We start from the raw sequence: 24,903 nt of genomic DNA on the forward strand, positions 1-24,903 counted from the left end.
CCATGAAAGAACTGCCTGTAGACAAAGGGACGCGCGTAACCCTGCATTTTGCGCTGAAATTCGACAGTGGTGAGGTGATTGACGGCAACTTCGACAAGGCTGCCGCCACTCTGGAAATTGGTGATGAAAGCCTGCCCGAGAACTTCGAGGCGTATCTGATGGGCATGAAAGCCGGCGACAAAGCCAGCTACGAAGTGCCGCCGGAGAACGGCTTTGGCCAGCGTAACCCCAACAACCTGCAGACCTTCAAACGGCACGAGTTCAGTGCCGACATGGTGCTCGAGGCAGGTGTAATGATCTCATTTGCCGATGCCCGGCAACATGAATTGCCCGGAGTGATCAGCCGTGTGGAAGGCGATGAAGTGGAAGTAGACTTCAATCATCCGCTATCCGGGCGTACACTGATCTTTGATGTTGAAATTGTAGACGTAGAACCGGCAGGACAGACGCACTGACTATGCAGATCAGACTGGCAAACCCCCGTGGTTTTTGTGCAGGCGTGGATCGCGCCATTGAAATCGTAAACCGTGCGCTTGACGTGTTTGGTGCACCCATTTACGTCCGCCACGAAGTGGTCCACAACAAGTTTGTGGTCGACAACCTCCGCAATCGTGGCGCCATTTTTGTCGATGAGCTACACGAAGTACCAGACGATAAACTAGTGATCTTCAGCGCCCACGGCGTGTCTCAGGCCGTGCAGAACGAAGCGGCTGACCGTGGCCTCAAGGTATTTGACGCCACCTGTCCGCTGGTTACCAAAGTGCATATGGAAGTGATGCGCTACAGCCGCGATGGTCGCGAGTGCATACTGATTGGCCACCACGGCCACCCGGAAGTGGAAGGCACCATGGGCCAGTATGATCACAGCACCGGCGGTGATATCTACCTGGTGGAAAACGAGGAAGACGTGTCACGGCTGGAAGTGAAAGACCCGGCTCATGTGTCTTACGTGACCCAGACCACTCTTTCTATGGACGACACCGCCCGCGTGATTGATGCCCTGCGCGAACGCTTCCCCGAGATTGAAGGCCCGCGCAAAGACGACATATGCTACGCCACCCAGAATCGCCAGGATGCGGTAAAACAACTGGCCGGCGACTGCGACCTCATGCTGGTGGTAGGCTCCCCCAACAGCTCCAACTCCAACCGCCTGCGCGAGCTGGCGGAACGCATGGGCACGCCCGCCTACCTGATCGACGAAGCCTCCCAGATTGACCCGCAATGGCTGGAAGGCAAAGAATCCATCGGCGTAACCGCTGGCGCTTCCGCCCCGGAAGTGCTGGTTAATGATGTGATTGCCCGCCTGCGCGATCTTGGTGGCAACGTGCCTGAAGAGATTGCAGGGCGGGAGGAGAATATTGTGTTTTCTATGCCTAAAGAATTGCGGATAGACGCACTGAACGTTTGACCTGAATCACGCTTTTGCGGATCTGTTTCCGCTTATCTTCTACAAACCGCCACTTGTCGTAAAACCGTGGCGGTTTTTTCTTTTGTTGATCCCGGTCACAAATATATCGTCCTCTCTCCGTTTATCCTCCTGCGTTGACCGCTTGTCGTTGACCTGTTCTTTATAGGCACGACATCCTTTAGCATTGTCTATAGAAAAACTGTCAGAGATGGATGTGTAGATGCGGTACCAGTACGGACTGACGTTAGTAGAGTTAATGGTAACCCTCGTGGTTCTGAGCATTGTAATTGGGGTGGCTATCCCTTCCTTTCAGACAATGGTTGCAAACAATCGAATCGCCTCACAACTTAACTCTCTGTCGGGGACGATCGCATTTGCACGCAGCTCTGCATCCACCCGGCCCGGAGCCTCAGTAACCCTTTGTGCCAGCGCTAACGGTGCTACCTGCAGCGGCAGCGCCCTGTGGGAAAATGGTTGGATTGTTTTTCGCGATGTTGACGGCGACGCGACCGTCGATGCTGGCGATGATGAAGTTCTGCGGGTCAACAGTGAGCTGTCAGGGGGGAACACGCTGAGAGTCAGGGGCTTTGGCGGCGTGAACTCCTCCGTAAGGTTCGATGCCGAGGGGATGCCCAGGTTGCCTGCCGGTGCGCCAGCAGCCGGAACCTTTATTGTCTGTGATGAGCGGGGCGTGAGTAATGCCGAAGCGCTGGTGGTTTCCGGTGCCGGACAGGTGCGGGTTGTCCGGGACGGACTCGACCATGCAGGGGCGGCCATTGCGTGTCCGTGATTCTGATTCAGTGAAATTCGGAGGGTTGTAATGAGGCTGAATCGTGTGAATTCGGGCCGTGAGAAAGGCATTACCATGATCGAGATCTTGGTGACCCTGGTGATCGTGTCAGTCGGCTTGCTTGGCGCGGCAGCCATGGTGATCAAGGGGCTTGAGAGCAATCGCAATGCTTATTTGCGTACTCAGGCCAGTATCTTGGCCTATGATATGGCCGATCGAATCCGGGCTAATAGCGAGAGGGCATTAGCGGGGGATTACGATGGCTTTGACATCGCTAGTGCGCCCGATTTGCCGGGATGTTATTCGTCTGGTTCGGGATGTGATTCCAATACCGTTGTGAATGTCGATAAAGCTCTGTGGGCGCGTTCCTTGATTGGGGCCGAAGAGGGAGCGGCCATGCTGCCCGAAGCCAGTGGCACCATTGATCGAAATGGTGAAACGTTTGATATCACTATTATCTGGCAACAAGTGGGATGGAGTTCTGACGACAGCGAGTTCAACAATGTAAATCAGCAGTTTGTGCTGACATTCAATCTGTAAGGTAACGCTGAATGGTATCCCTATCAGGCAACTTGAAACCCATGAGACGGCAGACCGGTCTCTCGCTCGTTGAATTGATGATCGCGCTCCTGCTGAGCACCCTGATCACGCTGGGCATACTGACCATGTACCTCGACTCTACGGAAACCTCGCGGGTGAGTCGCGCCATGGCGAGGGTGCAGGAGTCAGGGCGAATTGCCCTGGATCTCATGGCAAGAGATCTGCGAATGATGGGGTTCCAGGGCTGCGCTTTTCCCATGCAGGACTTTGAACCGGACTTCCGCGCCTCGACTCTGGACAGAGATTTCTTTGGCACGGGATTGAGGGGAGTCCGTGTTGATGGCGATGGCTGGGATGACCTGGTGGATGATTTCGCTGTCGGCGCCATGAGTGACGATGCCGTCACAGGCTCGGATGTGCTTCAGATTCGCCGGGCAAATGGCCCTGCGTTAACCCTGGATCAGGATATGGCCGATGGGGGGAGCATTATCAGTACCGATTCGGACCAGGCAGTAACGGAGTATCGCATGGGTGAGAATGCCTTGATAACCAACTGCGCTGCTGCGGATGTGTTTGCAGTAGGCGACCCCGACGGCTTGGAGGACCATCACATAAACCATCAGCCACTGTCCCAGAATTACCCGGAGGGGGCCCGAGTATTTCACTTCAACACAACGAGCTATTGGGTTGGAGATACGGGCCGTAACGACCGACAGGGTAACGCTATTTTCGCTCTTTATCAGAACGGGCTTGAGGTCGTCAGTGGCGTGGAGAGATTACAGGTCCTTTATGGCGTCAGAGAAGATAATGGTGATATGCGGTATGTGACCGCGGATAACGTGGATGCCTCGGAGTGGAACTCGGTGGACGCCATACAGTTGGGGCTTCTGGTCAGTGATGAGGAGCGCGTGATGGAAATCGCTGACAGCAAAGACTATGTCTTGCCCGGGATGGCCGTGCAGCCGGCGGGTACGGCTGGAGCGCAGGCAACCTATCCGGCTGATGGGCGCCTGAGAACAACCTTTACCATGACCGTGAAGGTAAGAAACCGGATTGACCAGTAATGGGTGCTGAAATGGCAAAGCGGCAAAGTAGAGTGGTTGTTGGTCCTGGCCGTGAGCGGGGCGCAGTGCTTGTCATCAGTCTCATTGTGCTGTTGGTGGTGACGCTGCTCGGCGTTGGTAGCCTGGAAACTGCTGTTTTTCAGGAGCGAATGGCCACCAACGCCCAGTACAAGAACCTCTCGTTTCAGGACACGGCCAGCCTGCTGGAAGATATTCTGGAGGATGAAGACATCCTGGGCGGCACGGCAACAGTGATGAGTGACGCCCTGGATCGCGGGGTAGGTGTCCCGAGTAGCGCCACCAATTACACCGATGCGGTTGATCCTGTGTCTGCCGAGTACAGAGTCACTTATGTAGGGGATGCGGGGTTGTTTGCCCGCCCGGGTGAAGAGCGATCTGCGCCGGCTCCGGGCCAAAGCACTGTTCCTCGACCGCGGTTTGAGCTTCAACTGACCACGGAAAATGCAAGCACGCAGGCGGGTTCTAGCCATACTTATGGCTTTGAGCCTAGATGATATCCCGTTACACACAGGTGGGCACTATGAATGTAAAAGTTTCGCACTTAAATCGGTTTCTTTCGCTGCTTGTTTGTTTGATTTTCTCTAGCTTGGTGGCTGCTCAGAGTTTTGACCTGGAGGGCTTTGATGAAGCCGTCGTTAGCCGGGCTGCGGAGGGGGTAGACCTGACACTTGTAACCAATAATCAGGGAGATGTTGTGGGAATTCGCATTGTTCAGTGTGAGGACTGTCAGCACACCACCTTTCTGCCAGCCAGGGGCCTGGAGATATACGTTGGCGAGCAACAGGTTTCTGCAAAACAGGCGGTTCAGGCAAACGGTGGGTTGGGGGTAGTGCTCTATCACCCTCAGACAAAGTTGGCGCAAAAGGTTTATTTTTATAGCCGTTAATACTGGGGTGTCTTTATGACCAATCTTCGGTTTATCAAAAATTTCATAGCGGTTCAGATGCTCGTTCTGTCCCCCTTTTTCAGTAGTGTGTACGCGGATGACACTGAAATATTTTTCAATATCGAACAGGAAGTTTCTGCACCCAACATTCTTTTCATTTTGGACAACTCGGGGAGTATGATTAATAAAGTCCGGGTCAAAGCTGCTGATTACGACCCGACAATTAATTACTCCGGCAGCTATACGACGAATGATGTCTACTACCTGGATGGTGGGAACTACTATCGTATTTCTCGATCTGCGCTTCAATGTGATGATATTGAAAGTAAGCTGGATACTCTGGGGCAAACCGCTAACTATCGATTGGCATACTGGGAAGAGGCGTCGCTGCCTTGGTATTGCGAATGGGTGCCCTGGGCTCCTGGATGCAGTGGTGATGCCGAGGGTGGATCCTGGCAATCTCTCAATCGCGAAGATGTTACAGAAGGCCCCATTGTTTGTGAGTCTGAAGACTCTGCAAGCGATGATATTAATTGGGCAGGAATCGATGATCACGTCTATTCCACCGGGAATTATCGTAACTGGTACGCAAACCATCGTACAGATACCTGGGTTAGTCGGCTTGAGATTGTTAAGCAAGTTGCAAATAACCTTGCTGATGGCCTTGAAGGCATGAATATCGGATTAATGTCGTTTGATGAGGATGGCAAGAATGCCGGAGAGGGCGGTAAGATTTTGCAGCCGATCGGGCCTGTCAGTGAAGTCCGCTCCGCTTTCAAGCAAGCTGTTAATGGGCTCCGGCCAGAAACTAATACGCCACTAGCTGAGACCTTGTTTGGGGCGAAGCGCTACTTTGAGGGCAGTGAGCCGTTTTTGAGCCCTGCAGCGAGGCAGCATGACGATTCGGTTTCGGATGGCAAATACAATAGCCCGATTGATCTGGAGTGCCAGGCTAACCATATTGTTTTGCTGACCGATGGGGTGCCAACCTACGATGATAATCACAATAGCAAGATCAGGTCAGAGATAGACGTTACAGGTTGTGCCGTGATTACCGATGACAACAATAGGAGAGTTCAGAACTGCCTGGCTGAAATTGCTGAATATATGTTTGAACAGGATATAAATGATGATTATATCGGGCACCAAAGAGTAATAACGCATACTGTTGGCTTTCAAACGAATCAAGAACTTCTGAACCGGGCTGCTACAGCAGGCGGAGGAAAGTACTACGTTGCCGATAATGCTGACGAGCTGGAGAATGCCTTTTATTCGATATTCAGGGAAGTGCTGTCAACGAATACGACGTTCGCATCGCCCGGGGTTAGTGTGAGTAACTTTAACCAGCTAAATCACCTTGACTCCCTCTATTTTTCTGTTTTTGAACCTGTAGTGCAGCCGTTGTGGCCGGGTAACCTGAAGCGTTATCGCCTTCAATCAGACGGCACAATTGTAGACAGAAATGGGAATCCTGCCATCGACCAGGCGACAGGCTTTTTCCGGGATTCTGCGCAGAGTTATTGGTCACCGTCAGCCGATGGGGCTGCTGCTGGCCAGGGTGGCGCTGCTAGTGTCATAGATGCCGACAACAGCAAGCGGAAGGTTTACACGTACCTGGGAGGCTCACAGTCTCTGTCAAACGCCTCTAATGCAGTGAGTCTCAGCAATATTGATAATCTGGGTAAGGAATTATTCGGTAATCCTGATATGTTGGACGATCAGCATAAGTTATTGGTTCGCTGGACGCGGGGCCAAGACGTCCTCGACGAGGACCGGGACGGTAATATAACAGAGTCAAGGAAGTTCCTGGCTGATCCGCTGCATTCGCGCCCGTACTTACAGGTCTATGGTGGTGATCAAAACAACCCGGATACAACAATCTTTTACGGGGACAATCAAGGTTTTCTCCATGCGATTGATGGTGAAACTGGAGAAGCCGAGTTTTCATTTATCCCTGCTGAATTGCTCATTAATCAGAATGTATACATGAACCAGCGAGTTTTAGATGGTCCCAGGCCTTATGGAATGGATGGCTCTGTTGTAGCGTGGTTTGACGATCGAAACGGTGACCGTATCGTTAATGGTTCTGACTCCGTCTATATCTATTCCGGAATGAGGAGAGGGGGGCGAAGCTACTATGCCCTTGATGTGACTGACAGAGCGTCGCCCTCTATGCTTTGGGCGATTTCCGGTGGGTCGGGTCACTTCGCGGAACTCGGGCAAACCTGGGCGGATCCGGTAAAGCACCGCGTGCGTATTGGTGATAGTGTCAAGGACGTGTTGTTCCTTTCCGGGGGCTATGATCCTCGTCAGGATGGTGTCAATGTGCGCACAGAGGATGGCATGGGGCGAGCGATCTACATGGTTGACGCAGTAACAGGAGATCGGCTCTGGTGGGCGGGAAGCAGTGCGAGTGCCGCTAACCTTAAGGTCGCTGGAATGAATTACAGTATTCCGGCAGCACCCGCCGTGATAGATGTTAATGGTGATGGTCTGGCTGACCAATTGTATGTAGGCGATATGGGTGGGCAGATTCTTCGTTTTGACTTTAACAATGGTCAGGACGCAGCAGGCTTTGCTACCGGGGGAGTTATCGCGAGCCTGGCGGGGAGTGGGTCAGCGTCAAACCGTCGCTTTTACCATTCGCCAGATATCTCAGGCACCCTGCGAAACGGCAGGCGTTTCCTGAATTTGGCCATTGGCTCTGGCTATCAGGCACACCCACTGGATAAAGTTATCGACGATCGTTTCTACAAGCTTACGATTGATTCTGTAGATGCTCCGAGAAACGACGACGGGGATATTGAGTATTCGATTTTGACAGAGTCGGACCTAATGGATGCAACGGATAACCTTATTCAGCAGGGCGATGCAGATGAGAAGGAGGCGGCAACAAACTCTCTGGCGGAAGCGAAAGGTTGGTATATTCGCTTGACAAGAAATGGAGAGAAAGTGCTTTCAAGCAGTACAACGCTGCGGGGTGATCTCTACTTTACGACCTTTGAGCCATCCGCAAACCTTGATCCATGCATCCCTGCTGCAGGACAGTCGAGACTGTATCACGTAAAGCTTTGGGACGGGCGTGCTGTGGTCAACTACGACAAGATTGGCGGAGATGCGGATGAGAACCTGACCGCCTCTGACCGGTACATTACTCTCAAAACTTTGGGGTTGCCGCCTTCTCCCCAAACAATAACCATTGACGGTGTTGAAATAATTGTTTCTGGCGCCGAGACCCTGATGCCGCCTGACCCTGGTGGGCTGGTCAGAAAGATTTACTGGTATGAGGAGTGAGCGGAGTGCGGTCAGTTAAAGCGAACAAAGGCTTTACCCTGATTGAGTTGATGATCGTGGTGGCAATTATCGGAATAATCGCCGCCATCGCCTACCCCAGCTACACGGAGTATGTGGAAAGGGCGAGACGATCGGATGCTCAAGGGGCGCTCATGGGGTTGGCTGCTGCCATGGAGCGTCATCGGGCGTCGAATGGTAATTATCAGGGCGCAGCTTCCGGGGGGAACAACACCGGAGCGCCCGCCATTTTCCCGGATGAGGCACCAATTGACGGTAGTACTAAGTATTACGACCTGACGATCGAAGATGCCGACGCCACGTCCTATTCCTTGCAGGCAACACCCAAAAACGCCCAGGCCGGCGACGGTATTCTCACTCTCGATCATACCGGTCGCCGGGGCTGGGATGAGAACAACGACGGTGACACTGATGATGCCGGCGAAAACGACTGGGAGAAGTAAGACTGTCAGGGGCAGGTGATCCGCCCGCCCCAGGACAGGTTGATCACTCCATCTCCGTCTTCGTCTGAGACCTGCCGTGCCCGCCCACCCCGGCTTACGGCCAGGTAGGTCATCTGCCTTGTGGAAAGGTCCTGTGGGCAGATGACCACGCTTCCGGTTCGACCATGAACGATGCCATCTGGTCCGAAGTGAATCACGCCGCTTCCCCCTGTTCTGGAGTGAACTGAGAACCGATTGTTCGGTTTGGGAATAACCCGCCATATCTCGTCATTATCCGGCTTCCGGTCCCTGTTCGAATCGGGGAAAACGGAGACCGGGAGGTTCCAATCGTCGGTACAATTGCTGTCGGCGTCCAAAGGACAGATTGCGGCAATTTTCCGGGAAGAGACGGCGTGGCTCCGTGCCAGCGCGAGCGCGCCACGGTAGGTATTGGTGATTTCCGACCTGGCGTTATTCAGCAGTAGGGTCTGAAAATTTGGGACTGCAACGCTGAGTGAGATTGTGAAAATCGAGATTACGATAAGCAGCTCCACAAGTGTGAAGCCGCCATTGCCGGTGCAGCGGGAGTAGTTGCTCATTGTACGACGTCCTTGTTTTCGTGGGAGCATCCTGCTCCAAAACTCAGAAGGGTATCAAGAATTACGGCAGTTGTATGGAGTGTTGACCGATTTGTGAGCTTGGTCGCACCTCACTCCATCCCCAACTTCTTCAACCGATACCGCATAGCCCGAAAACTGATCCCCAGCCTTTTAGCCGCCGCCGTTTTATTCCATCGAGTCGCCTCCAGTGCTTTTTCAATAGCCTGGCGCTCGATGGATTCAAGGTAGTCTTCCAGATCGATATCCCCATCCGGTACAAGTGTCGAACGGGAAGCCGCAGCTGTACTTTGCGGCCGACTCTCCAGGCTGTTACCCAGATGCAGGTCAGCCGCGCTTATCTGCTCTGAATCACACAGGGTAAAGGCGCGCTCCAGTATGTTTTCCAGCTCCCGCACGTTGCCGGGGAAGTCGTGTTCTTGCAAGCGTTCGAGAGCATCCCGGGTCAGGGTGGCGGTATCGCATTCGTATTCCCGGGCAATGCGTTCAAGGATGCGTCTGGCCAGTAGCGGAATATCGCCTGTGCGCTCCCGCAGGGGAGGTACGGCCAGTTCGATTACGTTGATCCGGTAAAACAGGTCTTGCCGGAAAGTCCCTTCCTGAACCAGCTCCGCGAGATTTTTGTGGGTGGCGCTGAGCAGGCGTATGTCCACGGGGATTTCTTTGGTTTCACCCACCGGGCGCACGGCTTTTTCCTGAATCGCCCGCAAGAGCTTCACCTGCATGGGCAGTGGCAGATCGGCAACTTCGTCCAGAAACAGGGTGCCACCGTTTGCGGAGCGGAAGAGGCCGTCTTTGTTGTCGGTAGCGCCGGTGAAACTGCCTTTTTTATGGCCAAAGAATTCGCTTTCCATGAGTTCCGAGGGAATTGCGCCGCAGTTAACGGCAACAAACGGGCCGTCACTGCGCGGACCCTGCAGGTGGATCATTCGCGCTACCAGTTCTTTACCACTGCCGGACTCCCCATTGATAAAGACCGGGGCCTGGCTTCTGGCCAGTTTTCGGGTCTGGTTGCGCAGGATTTTTATTTGTTGTGAGTTCCCCAGCAAAAGCCCGGGTTCATCTTGAGAATCGTCTGTACCTGGCTCCGGCCTGGCAAGCTTCAGGGCGCTGTTGACCAGCTCTCTGAGCCGGGACAGTTCAACCGGTTTGGATACAAAATCGAAGGCGCCGGCTTTCAGTGATTCGATGGCCGTCTCCATGCAGCCATAGGCTGTGATCACCGCAACAGGCGTTGCCGGGCTGTGTTGCTGTATCCATTGCACCAGCTCGATGCCATTGCCATCCGGCAGGTTCATATCGGTCAGGCACAGATGGGGAGCCTGGGTTTTGAGAACCTGGAGGGCAGCGGTGAGATCGGGCGCAGTGAAGGTCTCAATCCCCATTCGGGTAAGAGTGATTTCAAGCAGGTCCCGGATATCCGGTTCATCATCAACAATCAGCGCGGTGTGGGTGGTCATCGTGTTATGTCGGTGTCCTTTCAGATAATTCGCCCGGGTGGGGCAAAGGTAATACGAAAGCAGCTGCCCGGAAGGTTATCATCCACCAGGGATAGATGGGCCTGATTGGCTTCACACAATTCTCTGGCCAGGTACAGGCCGAGGCCGGTACCGCCTTTGTCGGTGGTGTAGAACGGCTCAAAAAGCATCTCGCGGGAGCCTTCTGCAATGCCGGGGCCAAAATCTTTTATTGCTATCCAGGCGCGTTCATTATCTGCCGTGATGCCGGCGTGCAGCTCAATAGTGCGTTCCCCGGTCTCTTGCTGACTATAGCGCAGCCCATTGTCGCACAAGTTAACCAGTACCTGTTCAATCTGGCTTTTATCAAACCTGGCGGCTGGTATGCCCGGATCAGATTTTAAGAGGATGTGAGTGGGTGGGCTTATGTTTTCCTGAGTCTGCAGGAAATCCGCTCTGAATTCTTCCAGCCAGGCTGCAACGTTCACCAGATCGGGGTTGGCGGGTTTGCGGCGGGACAGGGTAAGAATGTTTTCTATAATACTGTTCACCCGGTGGGAGTGGCGCTGGATAATGTCCAGCATTTTCTGGTCGCCTTTATCCAGGTTGGGCGATTCTTCCATCAGCTGGGCCGCGTGGCTGATGGCACCGAGCGGATTGCGTATTTCATGGGCGATACCGGCGGTCAGTCGCCCAAGAGAGGCCAGTTTCATTTGCTGTGCCTGCTGCGTTACTTTGCTCAGGTCTTCAATAAACACAAGAATCTGCTTGTAAGGCTCCCGGTCCAGCCGGGTAAAGCTTGCCTGTAGCAGCGGCGATGTGGGTGTAGGCTGGAAGGGCTCTGTGCGTTTGTCGGGGGCTTGCTGCCAGGCCTCCAGTCGCAGCTTAAGGGGGGCTGGCAGGGTGCGGGGTGAGGGTTCCGGTGTTTTCATGGCGCCTGGAATTCCGAACAACAGCTCTTCGGCGGCCGCGTTGGCTACGCGAATCTCCCCCTGCCGGTCCAGCACAAGAATCCCTGTGCGCATACGTTGAATAATCTGCTGGTTTATGTTTTCCAGCTCGGCAATGCTGCGTGCGCGGCTGCGGGCAAGGGCTTCACTGTGAATCATCCGGCGGGAAATGCTCTGCAGAATAATCGCAGTTGCAAAGTACAGAATACCCAGTGAACCGGCACGGACAATGTCGTCTCCGGGGCCGTCGAGGGTCAGCACGGCCCATGCAGAGATGCTGAGCGAGCAGATGGTTGCTAGGGCCGCGTAAAAGGTACCTATACGGTTGGGGTTGAGTATGTTGCCGGCGGCAACAATGACAATGACGAGGTTGGCGACGCCGTTGGTAATGCCGGTGCTGGCAAACAGCAGCCCGTGCATAATCAGAATGTCCAGCAAAAGCGACAGGGTAATGTGTCGCTTGTTGGGCTGAAACCCGGCCAGCAATGAGAGTGCGATAAAGCCGTTCAGCGCCAGGTAGCCTGCCGCGCCAAGCTGATAAAAGTAGGGCAGCCGGAATTGCGTGTCGAAGCTTATGGGATCAATAAACAGCAATGCGACCAGCATCAGGCTGATAATGAGGCGGTAATGGTTGTATATGCGGAATAGGCTGGTCCGCTTCAGACCGGTTGTGTATTTGTCAGTACTGCCAGCCGCTGCTGTGTTTGGTGCCATGGTCTGCAGAAATCCGTTATGGTGCGGAAGAAATAAACGCCTGAGCGGGGGTATAATAGCCTTTAAGCGGCAACGAATTACAGGAGTCTCATTATGACGGTTTCCGGGAACACCCAGAGTTCCAGTACACCTCCCCACAAGTTGCGGGTGGTGATCGCGCAGCAGGATTTTCTTGTGGGGGATATTCCCGGCAATACAGAGCGTATTATTGATGCCGCAAAACAGGCGCGCGACCGGGATGAGGCAGATGTGGTGGTGTTCCCGGAAATGTGTCTTACCGGGTACTCTCCGGAAGACCTGCTGCTTCGGCCCAGCCTGGATCTTCGGGTGGGTGAAGCGCTGGAGCGGCTGCAGAATGAGAAGCTTGAGACCGCAATCGTTATTGGTGCGCCGTTGCGAAGTGACTGTGTGCTTTATAATGCTGCGCTGGTGATCGAGGGGGGCGAGATTACCGGCCGGTACTTCAAGCGGGTGACACCCAATGACAGTGTGTTCGATGAAAAGCGTTATTTTGAGGCTGGCTCAGAGGCCGTGGTGGTTTCTGTCTGTGGTATACCGGTTGGCCTGACCATTGGTGACGACCTGAGTGCCGATGGCCCGGTGGAGGAGTCGGCTGCAGCTGGTGCAAAACTTGTCCTTAACCTGAGTGCTTCGCCTTTCACAATTCATCAGCGGGCTGGCAGAAAATCGCTGCTTGAGCGTAAGGCCAGTGAGAATCAGGTCAGTATTATCTGGGCCAACCTGGTGGGGGCTCAGGACGAGCTGGCCTTTGATGGTGGCTCTATGGTTTATGATCCGTCTGGCTCACTTGAAGTGGCGGCGCCACAATTTACCGAAGGTCTGTATCCGGTAGAGCTTTTGTGTCATGCGCAGTGCCAGCCAGTAACCCAGACACTGCCGGCCCGGCTGTCGCTTGAGGAAAGTGTTTACAGTGCGTTGGTGGCCGGGGTTCGGGATTATGTGAACAAAAACGGTTTCAAATCGGTGGTGCTTGGTTTATCCGGCGGTCTGGATTCGGCCCTGGCTCTGGCTGTGGCCGGGGATGCGCTGGGCCCGGAGCGGGTTCGCGCTGTGATGATGCCGTTCCGTTACACCTCAGACATCAGTCTGGCCGATGCGGAAGCCCAGGCCGAGGCTATGGGGGTTCAGTACGACGTGTACTCTATTGAGCCTCTGTATGATGCGTTTATGGAAACCCTGGCGGTGCCGTTTGCAGGCACAACACCCGATACCACTGAGCAAAACCTTCAGGCCAGGGTGCGCGGTGTTGTGCTTATGTCTCTTTCCAACAAGTTTGGTTCACTGGTGCTGACCACGGGTAACAAGAGTGAGCTGGCGGTGGGCTATTCAACCCTGTATGGCGATATGGCCGGTGGTTTTGATGTGCTCAAGGATGTGCCCAAGACGCTGGCCTTTCGTCTGGCCAGGTACCGAAACTCCGTTTCTGCGATTATTCCGGAGCGGGTTATTACGCGGCCACCGTCTGCCGAGTTAGCGCCGGACCAAAAAGATGAGGATAATCTTCCGGGGTACGATGTACTGGACCCGATACTTCATCTGTATGTGGAGAAAGATTACAGCGCCGACGCCATTGTTGCAGAAGGGTATGGGCGGGCTGATGTTGAGCGGGTGGTTCGCCTGGTGGATCTGAACGAATACAAGCGCCGGCAGGCGCCCATCGGGGTTCGTATTACTGAGCGGGCATTTGGGAAAGACCGCCGCTATCCCATTACCAGTGGCTGGAAAAGCGGCCGGTAAAGACCAGGTCAGTCATCGCCCGCCAGGCCGAAGGTGACTACGCTGGAGAGTGAGCGGTTCTCACGCTTCAGCAGGCCGGCTTCAAACTCACCTTCCTGGTTGAATGCGTCGCTTTCGGGGAAGTTTTTCCGTAGCAGGGCGACGGCGTCTTCGGCGCTTTCGTTGTATTTCAGAAACTCGAACGTTTCCGCCAGGATAATCAGTGCTTCTTCAGCTGAGGGTGATGTGGAGTAGTTTTCGACAATGTAGCGGGCGCGGTTGTTGGCAGCTATATAGGCTTCCCGCTTGATGTAATAGCGTGCGGCGTGAAGCTCCAGCTTTGCCATGCGGTTGCGCACGGCAATCATGCGCTGGCGGGCATCGGCGGCGTACTGACTGTCCGGGTACCGGCTCAGTAATTCGCCGAAATCACGGAAAGACTGTAGTTGTTCTCCAGCGTCCCGGGCGGCGACATCAATGGGGAAATAGCGTGCAGCCAGACCAATGTCCAGATTATAGGACGCCAGCCCGCGCATGTAGAGAGCGTAGTCTGCGTGATCACTCTGGGGATTCAGCCGCAGGAAGCGGTCGGCGGCCGCGCGCGCGCCTTCCAGATCAAGGTTCTGGTAGCGGGCATAAATGAGATCCAGCTGCGCCTGTTCAGCATAGCGTCCGAACGGGTAGTAAGTCTCCAGGGAGTCCAGGTTTTGCTCGGCTTCGTTGAAGTTGCCGGAGTTCATCGCCTGACGGGCGTTGTCGTAATAGGTCTCCTCTGGCAACACTTCTTCCTGCTTGTTGGATGCGCAGGCACTGATCAGAACAACCAGTGTGGAAAGTAGCAGTAAACGAAAGCCTGATCTCATGCCGGAATCCCGTATAATGTCGATAAATTCGAGTGCGCTATTGTAGCGGGGAACACGCCCTGTGTGCAGAGTGCATTCTGAAAGTTTCAGTTATTCTGACTGAAACGTAACACACACAGGCCTCGGGGGCTTAATGTCATCTGAAAACCGAATAACCGCCAGTTTTACTGTACCTCCGGAACTGAGTGACCGGCGGCTGGACCAGGCGGCTGCTGAGCTGATGCCGGAACATTCACGTTCGCGCCTGCAATCCTGGGTCCGCAGCGGCGCGTTAACCGTGAACGGAAGCGCTTGCAGGCCCAAAGACAAGGTGATGCTCGGGGATGTGCTGGAGCTTGATGCCGAACCTGAAGTACAGGTGAGCTGGCGGGCCGAGGAAATTGCCCTGGATGTTGTTTATGAGGATGAACACCTGCTTGTGGTCAACAAACCGGCCGGTCTTGTGGTGCATCCCGCTGCCGGACATGCAGCAGGTACTCTGGTTAACGCGCTGCTGAACTATGCCCCGGAGGTGGAAAACCTGCCCCGTGCCGGCATTGTTCACCGCCTTGATAAGGATACCTCCGGGGTAATGGTCGTTGCCCGCAGTCTGATTGCACATACATCCCTGGTGGATCAGCTTCAGGAGCGCAGCATGGGCCGGGAATATGAGGCTGTGGTTGTAGGGACGCTGACCGGGGGTGCCACTGTGGATGCCCCCATTGGCCGGCATCCGAATGACCGTAAAAAAATGGCGGTGGTTGCCAATGGCAAGCCGGCGGTCACCCATTATCGCCTGATCGAGCGCTTTGCGGCTCATACCCATGTGCGCTGCAAGCTGGAAAGCGGGCGAACGCATCAGATCCGGGTGCACATGGCGCACGTAAAACACCCACTGGTCGGGGACCCTGTGTATGGCGGCAGATTGCGCTTGCCCAAAGGTACAACGGAAGCGTTGCGTGACATGCTGACATCGTTCAGTCGTCAGGCGTTGCATGCGCGAAAGCTTACGCTCGAGCACCCGGAAACCGGTGAAATCCTGAGCTGGGAAGCACCCTTGCCGGAGGACTTTACCGGGTTGCTGGCGGTGTTGCGCACGCACGCCCGGGAGCTGGAGCAAAATGAGCTTTGATAATCACAGCGCGCTGGCCTTTATTCACCCCCAGTGGCCAGCGCCCGCGAATGTCCGGGCGCTGTGTACTACCCGTTCCGGCGGAGTCAGCGGTCCGCCCTGGGCGTCGCTGAACCTTGGCGACCACGTGGATGATGATCCGGCCCATGTACAGCAGAATCGGGAGAGGCTGGCCAGCGCCTGTAACTTGCCTGCAGGAGCATTCGGATGGCTGAATCAGGTGCATGGCACGAAAGCTGTCGCTTTGCCGGCGAGGCAGGGGAGTTCAATGCCCGAAGCCGATGCCAGCTATACAGGGCATGCCGGTGTTGCCTGTGCCATCCTGTCGGCCGACTGCTTGCCGGTTATTCTTTGTGATTGCGATGGAACCACAGTAGCCGCGGCCCACGCCGGCTGGCGCAGTCTTGCAGGCGGGGTTCTGGAGAATCTTGTTGCACAGCTCGGACTGCCCGGTAATCACCTGATGGCGTGGCTGGGGCCTGCAATAGGCCCGGATGTTTTTGAGGTGGGTCCGGAAGTGAAAGCCGCGTTTGTTGCACACAACCCGCAGGCGGCAGAAGCATTTTCTGCGGGCGGTGCCCGCTCCGGGCACTACCTGGCGGATATTTACCTGCTTGCCCGGCAGCGACTGAAAGCAATGGGGGTAGAGCAGGTTTTTGGCGGGGGCTTTTGTACAGTCACCGACCGCACGCGCTTCTACTCCTACCGCCGTGATGGCCAGACCGGGCGCATGGCCACGGTTATCTGGAAAAATTGAGGCCCGTCAATTATATGACAGCTGGCCCTGTTATAACCTTGAAGTTCCCCTGCACGCCCCTACATTAAATGTCAAGGCAAACAGAATGTACCACTTAGGGTTACATTTGCAGAAACAAGTCGGGGAAACGAATTCATGAGAATCGACAAACTCACCAGTCTGTTGCAGGCCGCTTTGGCGGATGCGCAATCACTTGCCGTTGGCAAGGATCATAATTTTATTGAGCCCCTGCATCTGATGCAGGCAATGCTCGATCAACAGGGCAGCTCGATCACGCCCCTGCTGAAGCAGGCCGGCGCTGAGCCTGCCCGGGTACGTCAGACAGTGGCGCAGGAAATCGAGAACCTGCCGGAGGTGCCGGGCAGTGCCGGCGACGTGGCCATGTCAAATGATATGGGGCGCCTGTTCAATATTGCAGATAAGCTTGCCCAGAAGCGCCAGGACCAGTTTATTTCCAGCGAACTGATGCTGCTGGCGGCGCTGGAAGATCGTGGCACGCTCGGCCGTGTATTGCGGGAGCAGGGCGTGGATAAAGCCGCTTTGGAAAAGGCGATTGACTCAGTACGTGGAGGCGAAACCGTGGATGACGCAGGCGCAGAGGAAAATCGCCAGGCACTGTCAAAGTATACAATTGATCTGACCGAGCGCGCGGAAGCCGGAAAGCTGGACCCGGTCATTGGTCGTGATGACGAAATACGTCGCACCATTCAGGTGCTGCAGCGTCGCCGTAAAAACAACCCGGTACTGATTGGTGAGCCGGGTGTGGGTAAAACGGCCATTGCCGAAGGCCTCGCTCAGCGCATTGTAAACGGCGAAGTGCCCGAAGGATTGAAGAACAAGCGTGTACTGTCTCTGGACATGGGCGCACTGATTGCCGGCGCCAAGTTCCGCGGGGAGTTCGAAGAGCGGCTGAAAGCGGTACTTAACGAGCTGGCCAAGGAAGAAGGCCAGGTTATCCTGTTTATCGATGAGATTCACACGGTCGTAGGCGCCGGTAAAACCGAAGGCTCCATGGATGCCGGTAACATGCTCAAGCCTGCGCTGGCTCGTGGCGAGCTGCACTGTGTAGGCGCCACCACACTGGATGAATACCGCGAGAACATAGAAAAGGATGCTGCGCTTGAGCGTCGTTTCCAGAAAGTACTGATCAACGAGCCGAACGAGGAAGATACGGTTGCCATCCTGCGCGGCCTGAAAGAGCGGTATGAAGTACACCACGGTGTAGAAGTGACCGACGGCGCCATTATTGCCGCGGCCAAGTTGTCTCAGCGTTACATCACCGACCGTCAGTTGCCGGATAAGGCCATTGATCTGGTGGATGAAGCTGCCAGTCAGATTCGTATGGAAATGGATTCCAAGCCAGAACCTCTGGATCGCCTGGAGCGCCGTCTTATTCAGCTCAAGATTGAGCGCGAAGCCTTGAAAAAGGAAACCGATGCGGCCTCTCATAAGCGTTTGAATGAGTTGTCAGATGTGATTCTCGAAGTTGAGCGCGAGTACGCCGACCTTGAAGAAGTCTGGAACTCCGAGAAAGCAGCGCTGCATGGCTCCCAGAACGTAAAGAGTGAGCTGGAACAGGCCCGTATTGATCTGGAGAGCGCGCGCCGGGCCGGTGACCTGGGCAAGATGTCCGAGTTGCAGTATGGGCGCATTCCCGAGCTGGAGCGGCAGCTGGACATGGCGGGTCAGGCCGAGATGATGGAGATGACGCTGCTGCGTAACCGCGTGACCGACGAGGAGATTGCCGAGGTTGTTTCCAAGTGGACAGGCATTCCCGTTACCCGGATGCTGGAAGGCGAGCGCGACAAGCTGATGCGCATGGAGGATGCCCTGCATGAGCGTGTGATTGGCCAGAATGAAGCCGTAGAGGCGGTATCAAACGCTGTACGTCGGTCCCGTGCCGGTCTCGCCGATCCGCAGCGGCCAAATGGCTCGTTCCTGTTCCTCGGGCCCACAGGTGTGGGGAAAACAGAGCTGTGTAAGGCGCTGGCCTCGTTCCTGTTTGATACAGACGATGCCATGGTGCGCATCGATATGTCGGAGTTTATGGAGAAACACTCCGTAGCACGACTGATTGGTGCACCTCCCGGCTATGTGGGCTATGAAGAAGGCGGGTATCTCACGGAAGCCGTTCGCCGTCGCCCTTACTCTGTGCTGCTGCTTGATGAGGTTGAAAAAGCGCACCCGGATGTCTTCAACATATTGCTGCAGGTGCTGGATGATGGCCGCCTGACTGATGGCCAGGGCCGGACTGTGGATTTCAGCAACACTGTGATCGTTATGACATCCAACCTTGGCTCTGACATTATTCAGCAGCAGGCTGGGGCAGAGAACTACGAAGCCATGAAGAATTCTGTCATGGAGGTTGTGGGCACACATTTCCGTCCGGAATTCATTAACCGTGTCGATGAGGTGGTGGTGTTCCATCCGCTGGCAGAAAGTCAGATTCACGGGATTGCCAAAAACCAGATTGAAATCCTTAACCTGCGTTTACAGGAGCAGGGCGTAAGGCTGGAGTTGGATGAGGCAGCTCTGAATTTGCTGGCGGAAGTCGGTTACGATCCGGTTTATGGCGCCCGGCCGCTTAAGAGGGCTATCCAGAGGATGATTGAAAACCCACTGGCACAAAGGTTGTTGCAGGGGGATTTTGTCTCCGAAGATACAATCCGGGCGACCGTTGATGGCAGTCAGTTAGTGTTTAAGAAAGCCTGATACAGGCAGAAGCAAAAAGAGGGCAGGGCTTTGGCTCTGCCCTCTTTTTTTGGGCTTTTTACTGATCTTCGCGCTGGCAGTTTTCCGCTGCAATCTCTTCGTATTTTGTTTTCTGTTCATCAATTTCCTCAGGCGTGAGGTAGCGCGGCTCACCGTTATCCTGCACACGGATACGTGAATTTGTGCGGATGATTTCAAGGTTCGTCCGGGCCGTGGCGCAGTTGGCTTCGCGCTGTTTGCGACGGGCTTCTTCCATCGCAGACTCGGTCTGCCTGTTTGCTTCTTCCTGTTGTTGCTCCCGGAGCGCGTCAAGGCGCTGCTGAGGGCCCGGGCGGCTGTTCCCGTTTGCCGACGCAGTACCAGAGCGTACGTTAAGGGTTTCGGAACTGGTGCCGACAGGCTGCCGGTCGCCAAAATGGGTGACGCCGTTTTCGTCTGTCCATTTGTATACTGAGGCGCTCATTGCCATTGCGGGCGCGATAATCAGGAGCATGGTCATCAGTATCAGGGAGTGTTTCGTCATGGCTTTACTCGTGGGTGTGTGATTCTGGTGGGGCTATGATGCCATCTGTGGCCTGCGTTTTCTTCCATCTGGTTCAAAAGTACGGGCCGGGAAAACGCGGGTAGCTATTGACAGGGAGTTTAGCCCTGTCAGAATTACTGATTGCCTGAAGACTGGGGGTTATACGGCCGGCAATCCCGTGCAGGTATGCCCCCGTTACTTACCACACTGAGCGTGCCGCGCATCCGTCGCGGAATGGTTGTTGCTTAGTTGCAACCCGACGATTGGTCGTTCTCCGCAACCCTCAGGAGGGCGGCTGGCCAGGAGACAACCTCTTTAAAGTGTGGAGCAGCAGCCGGTTCCGCTTTCACAAGAAGCAGGACAACCGTGAATCCAGGCATCCGGGCATGTGCCCGGCTCAATCACTCGCAGAAGAGGGTAGAAAATCGTGGAATTATTGTCTGGCGCCGATATGTTGATCCGCTCCCTGCAGGATCAGGGTATCGAGTACATATACGGCTATCCGGGTGGTGCAGCTCTTCATATTTATGATGCGCTGTTCCGGCAGGACAAGGTTAAACACATTCTGGTAAGGCATGAGCAGGCAGCCGTGCACATGGCTGACGGCTATGCGCGCGCAACCGGCGAGCCGGGAACTGTGCTTGTAACCTCAGGCCCCGGAGCAACCAATACGATTACGGGTATTGCAACCGCGTTCATGGATTCCATCCCCATGGTGGTTCTGTGCGGGCAGGTGGCTTCCACCCTGATTGGTGAAGATGCTTTTCAGGAAACCGATATGATGGGTGTCTCCCGTCCGGTTGTTAAGCACAACCTCAGTGTGCGTCATCCTTCTGAAATACCGGAAATTATCCGTAAAGCTTATTACATTGCCTCAACCGGCCGTCCGGGCCCGGTGGTAGTGGATATTCCCAAGGATATGACCGCGCCTAATGAGCGCTTTGAATACGCATATCCGAAAAAAGTAAAGCTGCGTTCTTACAACCCCGCGGTACGAGGCCATGCGGGGCAGATCAAGAAGGCCGTGGATATGATGCTGGCGGCCCGGCGTCCGATCATCTATGCCGGTGGTGGCGTTATTCTGGGCAAGGCCTCCGGCCTGCTGACCGATCTGGTGCGCAAGCTGGAGTTTCCGATTACCAACACCCTGATGGGCATTGGCTGTTACCCCTCCAGTGATCCGCAGTACGTTGGCTGGCTTGGTATGCACGGCACCTACGAAGCCAATATGGCGATGCACCACTCAGATCTGATTCTCGCAGTGGGCGCGCGGTTTGATGACCGGGTGACCAATGCCACAGAGAAGTTCTGCCCGGGTGCCCGGATTATCCATATTGATATCGACCCCGCCTCTATCTCCAAAACGGTGGATGCCGATGTGCCCATTGTTGGTCCGGTGGATGCTGTGCTCAAGGAAATGCTGGCACTGGTTAAAGAGAGCAAAGAAAAGCCGGATGCCGAGGCGCTGGCATCCTGGTGGAAGCAGATCGACGAGTGGCGGGCATTTCATGGAATGCGTTATGAAACCAGCCCGGATGTGATCAAGCCCCAGGAAGTGGTGGAAATGTTGTCGCGCCTGACCAATGGCGACGCGTTCGTAACCTCCGATGTCGGTCAGCATCAGATGTTTGCAGCCCAGTACTATAAGTTCGACAAGCCTAATCGCTGGATCAACTCCGGTGGCCTGGGCACCATGGGCTTCGGTCTGCCTGCGGCTATGGGCGTCAAACTTACGCACCCGGATGACGAAGTGCTGTGTATCACCGGGGAGGGCAGTATCCAGATGAATATCCAGGAGCTGTCTACGTGCAACCAGTACGATCTGCCGGTAAAAATCATCAACCTGAATAACCAGGCGCTGGGCATGGTGAAGCAGTGGCAGGACATGAACTACGAGTCCAGGCACTCCCATTCCTATATGGATTCGCTGCCCGACTTCATGATGCTTGCCGAAGCTTACGGGCATGTGGGTATCCGGATTGATAAAAAAGAGGATCTGGAGCCCAAACTCAGGGAAGCACTGGCTATGAAGGACAGGCTGGTGTTTGTAGACATACAGGTTGACCGGGTTGAGCATGTATATCCGATGCAGGTAGCCCGTGGTTCCATGAAAGACATGTGGCTCAGTAAGACGGAGAGGGTATGAACATGCGCCGAATCATTTCTGTGTTACTGGAAAACGAGCCGGGGGCTCTGTCCCGTGTAGTCGGGCTGTTTTCCCAGCGCAACTACAACATCGAGACCCTCACGGTTGCACCTACGGAGGACGAGACTCTGTCCCGTCTTACGGTGACAACCTCCGGTTCGGATCGGGTTATTGAGCAGATTACCAAGCAGCTCAACAAACTGGTTGAAGTAGTGAAGCTGGTAGACCTGACCGAAGGCCCCCACATCGAGCGGGAAATGATGCTGATCAAGCTGAAAGCAACCGGTGCCCAGCGTGCGGAAATCAAGCGTACCGTGGATATCTTCCGGGGCCAGATTGTTGATGTGACCAGCTCGGTTTACACCGTGCAGCTGGCCGGCGCCAGCGACAAGCTGGATGGCTTTTTGCAGGCTGTCGGCACGTCGGGTGTGCTGGAAGTAGTGCGCTCGGGGGTATCCGGAATCGCCAGAGGCGAGAAGGTTCTGAGTTTATAAAGAGTTTGTGTATTACGAACGCTCAGGTCTGTTGAGACCATTACAAATAATAGAGGTTTTTCATGCAGGTTTATTACGATAAAGATTGTGACCTATCCATTATTCAGGGCAAGAAGGTTGCCATCATCGGTTTCGGTTCACAGGGGCATGCCCATGCGTGCAACCTGAAAGAGTCCGGTGTTGATGTAACCGTTGGTCTGCGCCCGGGGTCCTCTTCTATCGCCAAGGCGGAAGCCTACGGTCTGAAAACCAGCGACGTACCCTCTGCGGTAGCGGCTGCTGATGTCATCATGGTGCTGACGCCGGATGAGTTCCAGTCCCAGCTGTATGCTGAAGAAATCGAGCCGAACCTGAAGCAGGGCGCGACACTGGCGTTTGCTCACGGCTTTGCGATTCACTACAACCAGATTGTTCCGCGCAAGGATCTCGACGTCATCATGGTCGCGCCCAAGGCGCCGGGGCACACTGTGCGCACCGAGTTTGCCAATGGCGGTGGTATCCCCGATCTGGTAGCTGTGTTCCAGGATGCCTCCGGCAATGCCAAGAATGTCGCTCTGTCCTATGCCAGCGGAATTGGTGGTGGTCGTACCGGTATCATTGAGACCACTTTCAAGGATGAGACTGAAACCGACCTGTTCGGTGAGCAGGCTGTACTGTGTGGCGGTGCGGTTGAGCTGGTAAAAGCCGGTTTTGAAACCCTGACAGAAGCCGGCTACGCCCCGGAGATGGCCTACTTCGAGTGTCTGCATGAGCTGAAGCTGATTGTAGACCTGATGTACGAAGGCGGCATTGCCAACATGAACTACTCCATCTCTAACAACGCAGAGTATGGTGAGTATGTAACCGGTACCGAGATTATCAACGAGCAATCCCGGGAAGCCATGCGCAATGCACTCAAGCGCATCCAGAGTGGTGAATACGCGAAGATGTTCATTTCTGAGGGTGCACTGAACTATCCCTCCATGACTGCGCGTCGTCGCCAGAACGCAGCTCACGATATTGAAGTCGTGGGCGAGAAGCTGCGCGGAATGATGCCGTGGATTTCAGCGAACAAGATCGTTGATAAAGATAAAAACTGAGCGGACTCTCGTTTGGTTTGATAAAACGCGGCCCGGGTGGCCGCGTTTTTCGTATATACTTTGCCCGAATACTTTCCGGAGTAATGGGAATGACTGAAGAGAGAGCAAGCACCGGCCCTGAGTCCGGGGACGGTAAGCATGATGAAGTGCCGGGATCTGCAACTGACTATGATGTTGAGTCGGGTGAAGTGATCGAGGAAGAGCTGGTTGAAGGAGCGCCTGTGCGCAGGAAAGGCATTTATCTGCTTCCTAACGCACTGACAACGGCTTCACTGTTTTCAGGCTTCTATGCGATTGTGTCTGCAGCGGGTGGGGTTTTTGATAACGCTGCCATAGCCATTTTTATCTCCATGGTTCTGGATGGCCTCGACGGGCGTGTTGCCCGAATGACCAATACCCAGAGCAAGTTCGGGGAGGAATACGACAGTCTCGCCGATATGGTGGCTTTTGGTGTTGCGCCCGGGTTTGTTGCGTTCTTCTGGTCCCTCAATGGGCTGGATAAACTTGGCTGGGCGGTTACCTTCATATTTGTAGCCGGCGCTGCCCTGCGCCTTGCGCGATTTAACACTCAGATCGGCTCAGTCGACAAAAAGTATTTTGTGGGGCTGCCCAGCCCGGCCGCTGCGGCCTGTGTTGCCGGACTGGTTTGGAGCTTCCATACATTCGAGCCTGCGGCCTGGCTTACCTTCATGACGCTGATCGTTGTAGGTGGTTCCGGCGTTCTGATGGTCAGTAATGTGTTTTATCACAGCTTTAAGGATCTTGATCTCAAGGGGCGTGTTCCTTTTGCAGCAATATTGCTGGTTGTGCTGATTCTTGTGGTTGTCGCACTGGATCCGGCAACTGTGCTTTTTACCGGGTTCCTAGTGTATGCCTTGTCCGGTCCGGTGCGTGCACTGTTTCGGGGAAAGTGGCGTCGTGGGGTCCGGTCTGGCAATTAATAGCTGTAACAGGTCGGGTTTGCTGGTTTATTGAGCAGTATCTGTCACCTTTGACTGGTTTTATAGGTGGAAACCGAAGCTTTCGAAGATTAGTTGAAAATAGCCGTTGACAGAAAAGTCCACGCCTGTAGAATGCGCACTTCCTTCGAGGGACACACCGCTGAGGCGGCGGTTTCGACAAGGGCAACTGTTTGAAAGTATTAAAGAAAAACGATTTTGAAGTTTCTTTAAATTAACAGTTGACAAGGCGGCGAATCGATGTAGAATACGCCACCTCGATTGAGCAACAGCTCAAACGCTCTTTAACAAGTTGACCAAGTAATTCGTGTGGGCGCTGGCTGGAGTATTTCGGCAAGAAA

The 24,903-nt window shown here is 54.7% G+C and carries 22 protein-coding genes; 17 read left to right on the forward strand and 5 right to left on the reverse strand.

What is annotated here, in order from left to right:
- The first annotated feature begins 2 nt into the window (after positions 1 to 2).
- From FFI95_RS14860 to FFI95_RS14900, 9 genes are all read left to right on the forward strand, one after another.
- Positions 3 to 455 (forward strand): FKBP-type peptidyl-prolyl cis-trans isomerase, encoded by a 453-nt coding sequence (locus tag FFI95_RS14860; RefSeq protein WP_144823820.1) that lies wholly within the window; start codon positions 3 to 5, stop codon positions 453 to 455.
- 2 nt (positions 456 to 457) lie between these two features.
- Positions 458 to 1,408 (forward strand): 4-hydroxy-3-methylbut-2-enyl diphosphate reductase, encoded by a 951-nt coding sequence (gene ispH, locus FFI95_RS14865; RefSeq protein WP_144823821.1) that lies wholly within the window; start codon positions 458 to 460, stop codon positions 1,406 to 1,408.
- Between the two features lie 220 nt (positions 1,409 to 1,628).
- Complete coding sequence (locus tag FFI95_RS14870; protein WP_144823822.1) at positions 1,629 to 2,198, forward strand: GspH/FimT family pseudopilin; 570 nt, start codon at positions 1,629 to 1,631, stop codon at positions 2,196 to 2,198.
- A gap of 30 nt (positions 2,199 to 2,228) precedes the next feature.
- On the forward strand, positions 2,229 to 2,738 hold the full coding sequence (pilV, locus tag FFI95_RS14875) for a type IV pilus modification protein PilV (protein ID WP_144823823.1): 510 nt from the start codon (positions 2,229 to 2,231) through the stop codon (positions 2,736 to 2,738).
- A 41-nt stretch (positions 2,739 to 2,779) separates the two neighbouring features.
- A complete protein-coding gene (locus FFI95_RS14880; RefSeq protein WP_186312030.1) occupies positions 2,780 to 3,802 on the forward strand; it encodes a PilW family protein in 1,023 nt (340 codons plus the stop codon).
- The gene (locus FFI95_RS14885; protein ID WP_246069530.1) at positions 3,802 to 4,317 is read left to right on the forward strand and encodes a PilX N-terminal domain-containing pilus assembly protein; all 516 of its coding nucleotides are present in this window, start codon (positions 3,802 to 3,804) and stop codon (positions 4,315 to 4,317) included. The genes FFI95_RS14880 and FFI95_RS14885 overlap by 1 nt, the downstream gene beginning before the upstream one ends.
- 77 nt (positions 4,318 to 4,394) lie before the next feature.
- Positions 4,395 to 4,709: a hypothetical protein gene (locus tag FFI95_RS14890; RefSeq protein ID WP_144823825.1), complete on the forward strand. Its 315-nt coding sequence runs from the start codon at positions 4,395 to 4,397 to the stop codon at positions 4,707 to 4,709.
- Positions 4,710 to 4,724: 15 nt separating this feature from the next.
- Complete coding sequence (locus tag FFI95_RS14895; protein ID WP_144823826.1) at positions 4,725 to 8,003, forward strand: pilus assembly protein; 3,279 nt, start codon at positions 4,725 to 4,727, stop codon at positions 8,001 to 8,003.
- A 5-nt stretch (positions 8,004 to 8,008) separates the two neighbouring features.
- Positions 8,009 to 8,464: a type IV pilin protein gene (locus FFI95_RS14900; RefSeq protein WP_144823827.1), complete on the forward strand. Its 456-nt coding sequence runs from the start codon at positions 8,009 to 8,011 to the stop codon at positions 8,462 to 8,464.
- A 5-nt stretch (positions 8,465 to 8,469) separates the two neighbouring features.
- On the opposite strand, the gene FFI95_RS14905 is transcribed toward FFI95_RS14900, so the two are convergent.
- From FFI95_RS14905 to FFI95_RS14915, 3 genes are all read right to left on the reverse strand, one after another.
- Positions 8,470 to 9,042 carry a GspH/FimT family pseudopilin gene (locus tag FFI95_RS14905; RefSeq protein ID WP_186312031.1) on the reverse strand — a complete coding sequence of 191 codons (573 nt, stop codon included), beginning with the start codon at positions 9,040 to 9,042 and terminating at the stop codon, positions 8,470 to 8,472.
- A 110-nt stretch (positions 9,043 to 9,152) separates the two neighbouring features.
- Positions 9,153 to 10,520: a sigma-54-dependent transcriptional regulator gene (locus FFI95_RS14910; RefSeq protein WP_144823829.1), complete on the reverse strand. Its 1,368-nt coding sequence runs from the start codon at positions 10,518 to 10,520 to the stop codon at positions 9,153 to 9,155.
- Positions 10,521 to 10,540: 20 nt separating this feature from the next.
- Entirely contained in the window at positions 10,541 to 12,181 is a 1,641-nt protein-coding gene (locus FFI95_RS14915) for a sensor histidine kinase (protein ID WP_144823830.1), read from the reverse strand.
- A gap of 93 nt (positions 12,182 to 12,274) precedes the next feature.
- Between FFI95_RS14915 and FFI95_RS14920 the strand changes: the two genes are divergently transcribed.
- The gene (locus tag FFI95_RS14920; protein ID WP_144823831.1) at positions 12,275 to 13,939 is read left to right on the forward strand and encodes an NAD+ synthase; all 1,665 of its coding nucleotides are present in this window, start codon (positions 12,275 to 12,277) and stop codon (positions 13,937 to 13,939) included.
- Positions 13,940 to 13,947: 8 nt separating this feature from the next.
- Here the strand turns inward: FFI95_RS14920 and FFI95_RS14925 are convergent, their stop codons facing one another.
- The gene (locus FFI95_RS14925; RefSeq protein ID WP_144823832.1) at positions 13,948 to 14,781 is read right to left on the reverse strand and encodes an outer membrane protein assembly factor BamD; all 834 of its coding nucleotides are present in this window, start codon (positions 14,779 to 14,781) and stop codon (positions 13,948 to 13,950) included.
- Between the two features lie 133 nt (positions 14,782 to 14,914).
- On the opposite strand from FFI95_RS14925, the gene rluD reads away from it, so the two are divergent.
- From rluD to clpB, 3 genes are all read left to right on the forward strand, one after another.
- Positions 14,915 to 15,892: a 23S rRNA pseudouridine(1911/1915/1917) synthase RluD gene (rluD, locus tag FFI95_RS14930; protein ID WP_144823833.1), complete on the forward strand. Its 978-nt coding sequence runs from the start codon at positions 14,915 to 14,917 to the stop codon at positions 15,890 to 15,892.
- A complete protein-coding gene (pgeF, locus tag FFI95_RS14935) occupies positions 15,882 to 16,649 on the forward strand; it encodes a peptidoglycan editing factor PgeF (RefSeq protein ID WP_144823834.1) in 768 nt (255 codons plus the stop codon). Before rluD ends, pgeF begins: the two co-directional genes overlap by 11 nt.
- 135 nt (positions 16,650 to 16,784) lie before the next feature.
- Entirely contained in the window at positions 16,785 to 19,361 is a 2,577-nt protein-coding gene (gene clpB / locus FFI95_RS14940) for an ATP-dependent chaperone ClpB (RefSeq protein WP_144823835.1), read from the forward strand.
- A gap of 58 nt (positions 19,362 to 19,419) precedes the next feature.
- Here clpB and FFI95_RS14945 read toward each other — a convergent pair whose 3' ends face one another.
- Entirely contained in the window at positions 19,420 to 19,884 is a 465-nt protein-coding gene (locus tag FFI95_RS14945) for a DUF4124 domain-containing protein (protein ID WP_144823836.1), read from the reverse strand.
- Positions 19,885 to 20,311: 427 nt separating this feature from the next.
- On the opposite strand from FFI95_RS14945, the gene FFI95_RS14950 reads away from it, so the two are divergent.
- From FFI95_RS14950 to pssA, 4 genes are all read left to right on the forward strand, one after another.
- The gene (locus FFI95_RS14950; RefSeq protein ID WP_144823837.1) at positions 20,312 to 22,030 is read left to right on the forward strand and encodes an acetolactate synthase 3 large subunit; all 1,719 of its coding nucleotides are present in this window, start codon (positions 20,312 to 20,314) and stop codon (positions 22,028 to 22,030) included.
- A 2-nt stretch (positions 22,031 to 22,032) separates the two neighbouring features.
- Positions 22,033 to 22,524 (forward strand): acetolactate synthase small subunit, encoded by a 492-nt coding sequence (ilvN, locus tag FFI95_RS14955; RefSeq protein WP_144823841.1) that lies wholly within the window; start codon positions 22,033 to 22,035, stop codon positions 22,522 to 22,524.
- 62 nt (positions 22,525 to 22,586) lie between these two features.
- Entirely contained in the window at positions 22,587 to 23,603 is a 1,017-nt protein-coding gene (gene ilvC, locus FFI95_RS14960) for a ketol-acid reductoisomerase (RefSeq protein WP_144823838.1), read from the forward strand.
- Positions 23,604 to 23,692: 89 nt separating this feature from the next.
- Positions 23,693 to 24,544: a CDP-diacylglycerol--serine O-phosphatidyltransferase gene (gene pssA, locus FFI95_RS14965; protein WP_144823839.1), complete on the forward strand. Its 852-nt coding sequence runs from the start codon at positions 23,693 to 23,695 to the stop codon at positions 24,542 to 24,544.
- The last annotated feature ends 359 nt before the right edge of the window (positions 24,545 to 24,903 follow it).

Origin of the sequence: Marinobacter piscis (assembly GCF_007671655.1) — a bacterium.
Taxonomy (GTDB): Bacteria; Pseudomonadota; Gammaproteobacteria; order Pseudomonadales; family Oleiphilaceae; genus Marinobacter; species Marinobacter piscensis.

What these genes read in the sequence shown, in the direction of transcription:
- FFI95_RS14860 (WP_144823820.1), top strand. Translation starts at nt 3, where the DNA reads ATGAAAGAACTGCCTGTAGACAAAGGGACGCGCGTAACCCTGCATTTT.
- ispH (WP_144823821.1), top strand. Translation starts at nt 458, where the DNA reads ATGCAGATCAGACTGGCAAACCCCCGTGGTTTTTGTGCAGGCGTGGAT.
- FFI95_RS14870 (WP_144823822.1), top strand. Translation starts at nt 1,629, where the DNA reads ATGCGGTACCAGTACGGACTGACGTTAGTAGAGTTAATGGTAACCCTC.
- pilV (WP_144823823.1), top strand. Translation starts at nt 2,229, where the DNA reads ATGAGGCTGAATCGTGTGAATTCGGGCCGTGAGAAAGGCATTACCATG.
- FFI95_RS14880 (WP_186312030.1), top strand. Translation starts at nt 2,780, where the DNA reads ATGAGACGGCAGACCGGTCTCTCGCTCGTTGAATTGATGATCGCGCTC.
- FFI95_RS14885 (WP_246069530.1), top strand. Translation starts at nt 3,802, where the DNA reads ATGGGTGCTGAAATGGCAAAGCGGCAAAGTAGAGTGGTTGTTGGTCCT.
- FFI95_RS14895 (WP_144823826.1), top strand. Translation starts at nt 4,725, where the DNA reads ATGACCAATCTTCGGTTTATCAAAAATTTCATAGCGGTTCAGATGCTC.
- FFI95_RS14905 (WP_186312031.1), bottom strand. Translation starts at nt 9,042, where the DNA reads ATGAGCAACTACTCCCGCTGCACCGGCAATGGCGGCTTCACACTTGTG.
- FFI95_RS14910 (WP_144823829.1), bottom strand. Translation starts at nt 10,520, where the DNA reads ATGACCACCCACACCGCGCTGATTGTTGATGATGAACCGGATATCCGG.
- FFI95_RS14915 (WP_144823830.1), bottom strand. Translation starts at nt 12,181, where the DNA reads ATGGCACCAAACACAGCAGCGGCTGGCAGTACTGACAAATACACAACC.
- FFI95_RS14920 (WP_144823831.1), top strand. Translation starts at nt 12,275, where the DNA reads ATGACGGTTTCCGGGAACACCCAGAGTTCCAGTACACCTCCCCACAAG.
- FFI95_RS14925 (WP_144823832.1), bottom strand. Translation starts at nt 14,781, where the DNA reads ATGAGATCAGGCTTTCGTTTACTGCTACTTTCCACACTGGTTGTTCTG.
- rluD (WP_144823833.1), top strand. Translation starts at nt 14,915, where the DNA reads ATGTCATCTGAAAACCGAATAACCGCCAGTTTTACTGTACCTCCGGAA.
- pgeF (WP_144823834.1), top strand. Translation starts at nt 15,882, where the DNA reads ATGAGCTTTGATAATCACAGCGCGCTGGCCTTTATTCACCCCCAGTGG.
- clpB (WP_144823835.1), top strand. Translation starts at nt 16,785, where the DNA reads ATGAGAATCGACAAACTCACCAGTCTGTTGCAGGCCGCTTTGGCGGAT.
- FFI95_RS14945 (WP_144823836.1), bottom strand. Translation starts at nt 19,884, where the DNA reads ATGACGAAACACTCCCTGATACTGATGACCATGCTCCTGATTATCGCG.
- ilvN (WP_144823841.1), top strand. Translation starts at nt 22,033, where the DNA reads ATGCGCCGAATCATTTCTGTGTTACTGGAAAACGAGCCGGGGGCTCTG.
- ilvC (WP_144823838.1), top strand. Translation starts at nt 22,587, where the DNA reads ATGCAGGTTTATTACGATAAAGATTGTGACCTATCCATTATTCAGGGC.
- pssA (WP_144823839.1), top strand. Translation starts at nt 23,693, where the DNA reads ATGACTGAAGAGAGAGCAAGCACCGGCCCTGAGTCCGGGGACGGTAAG.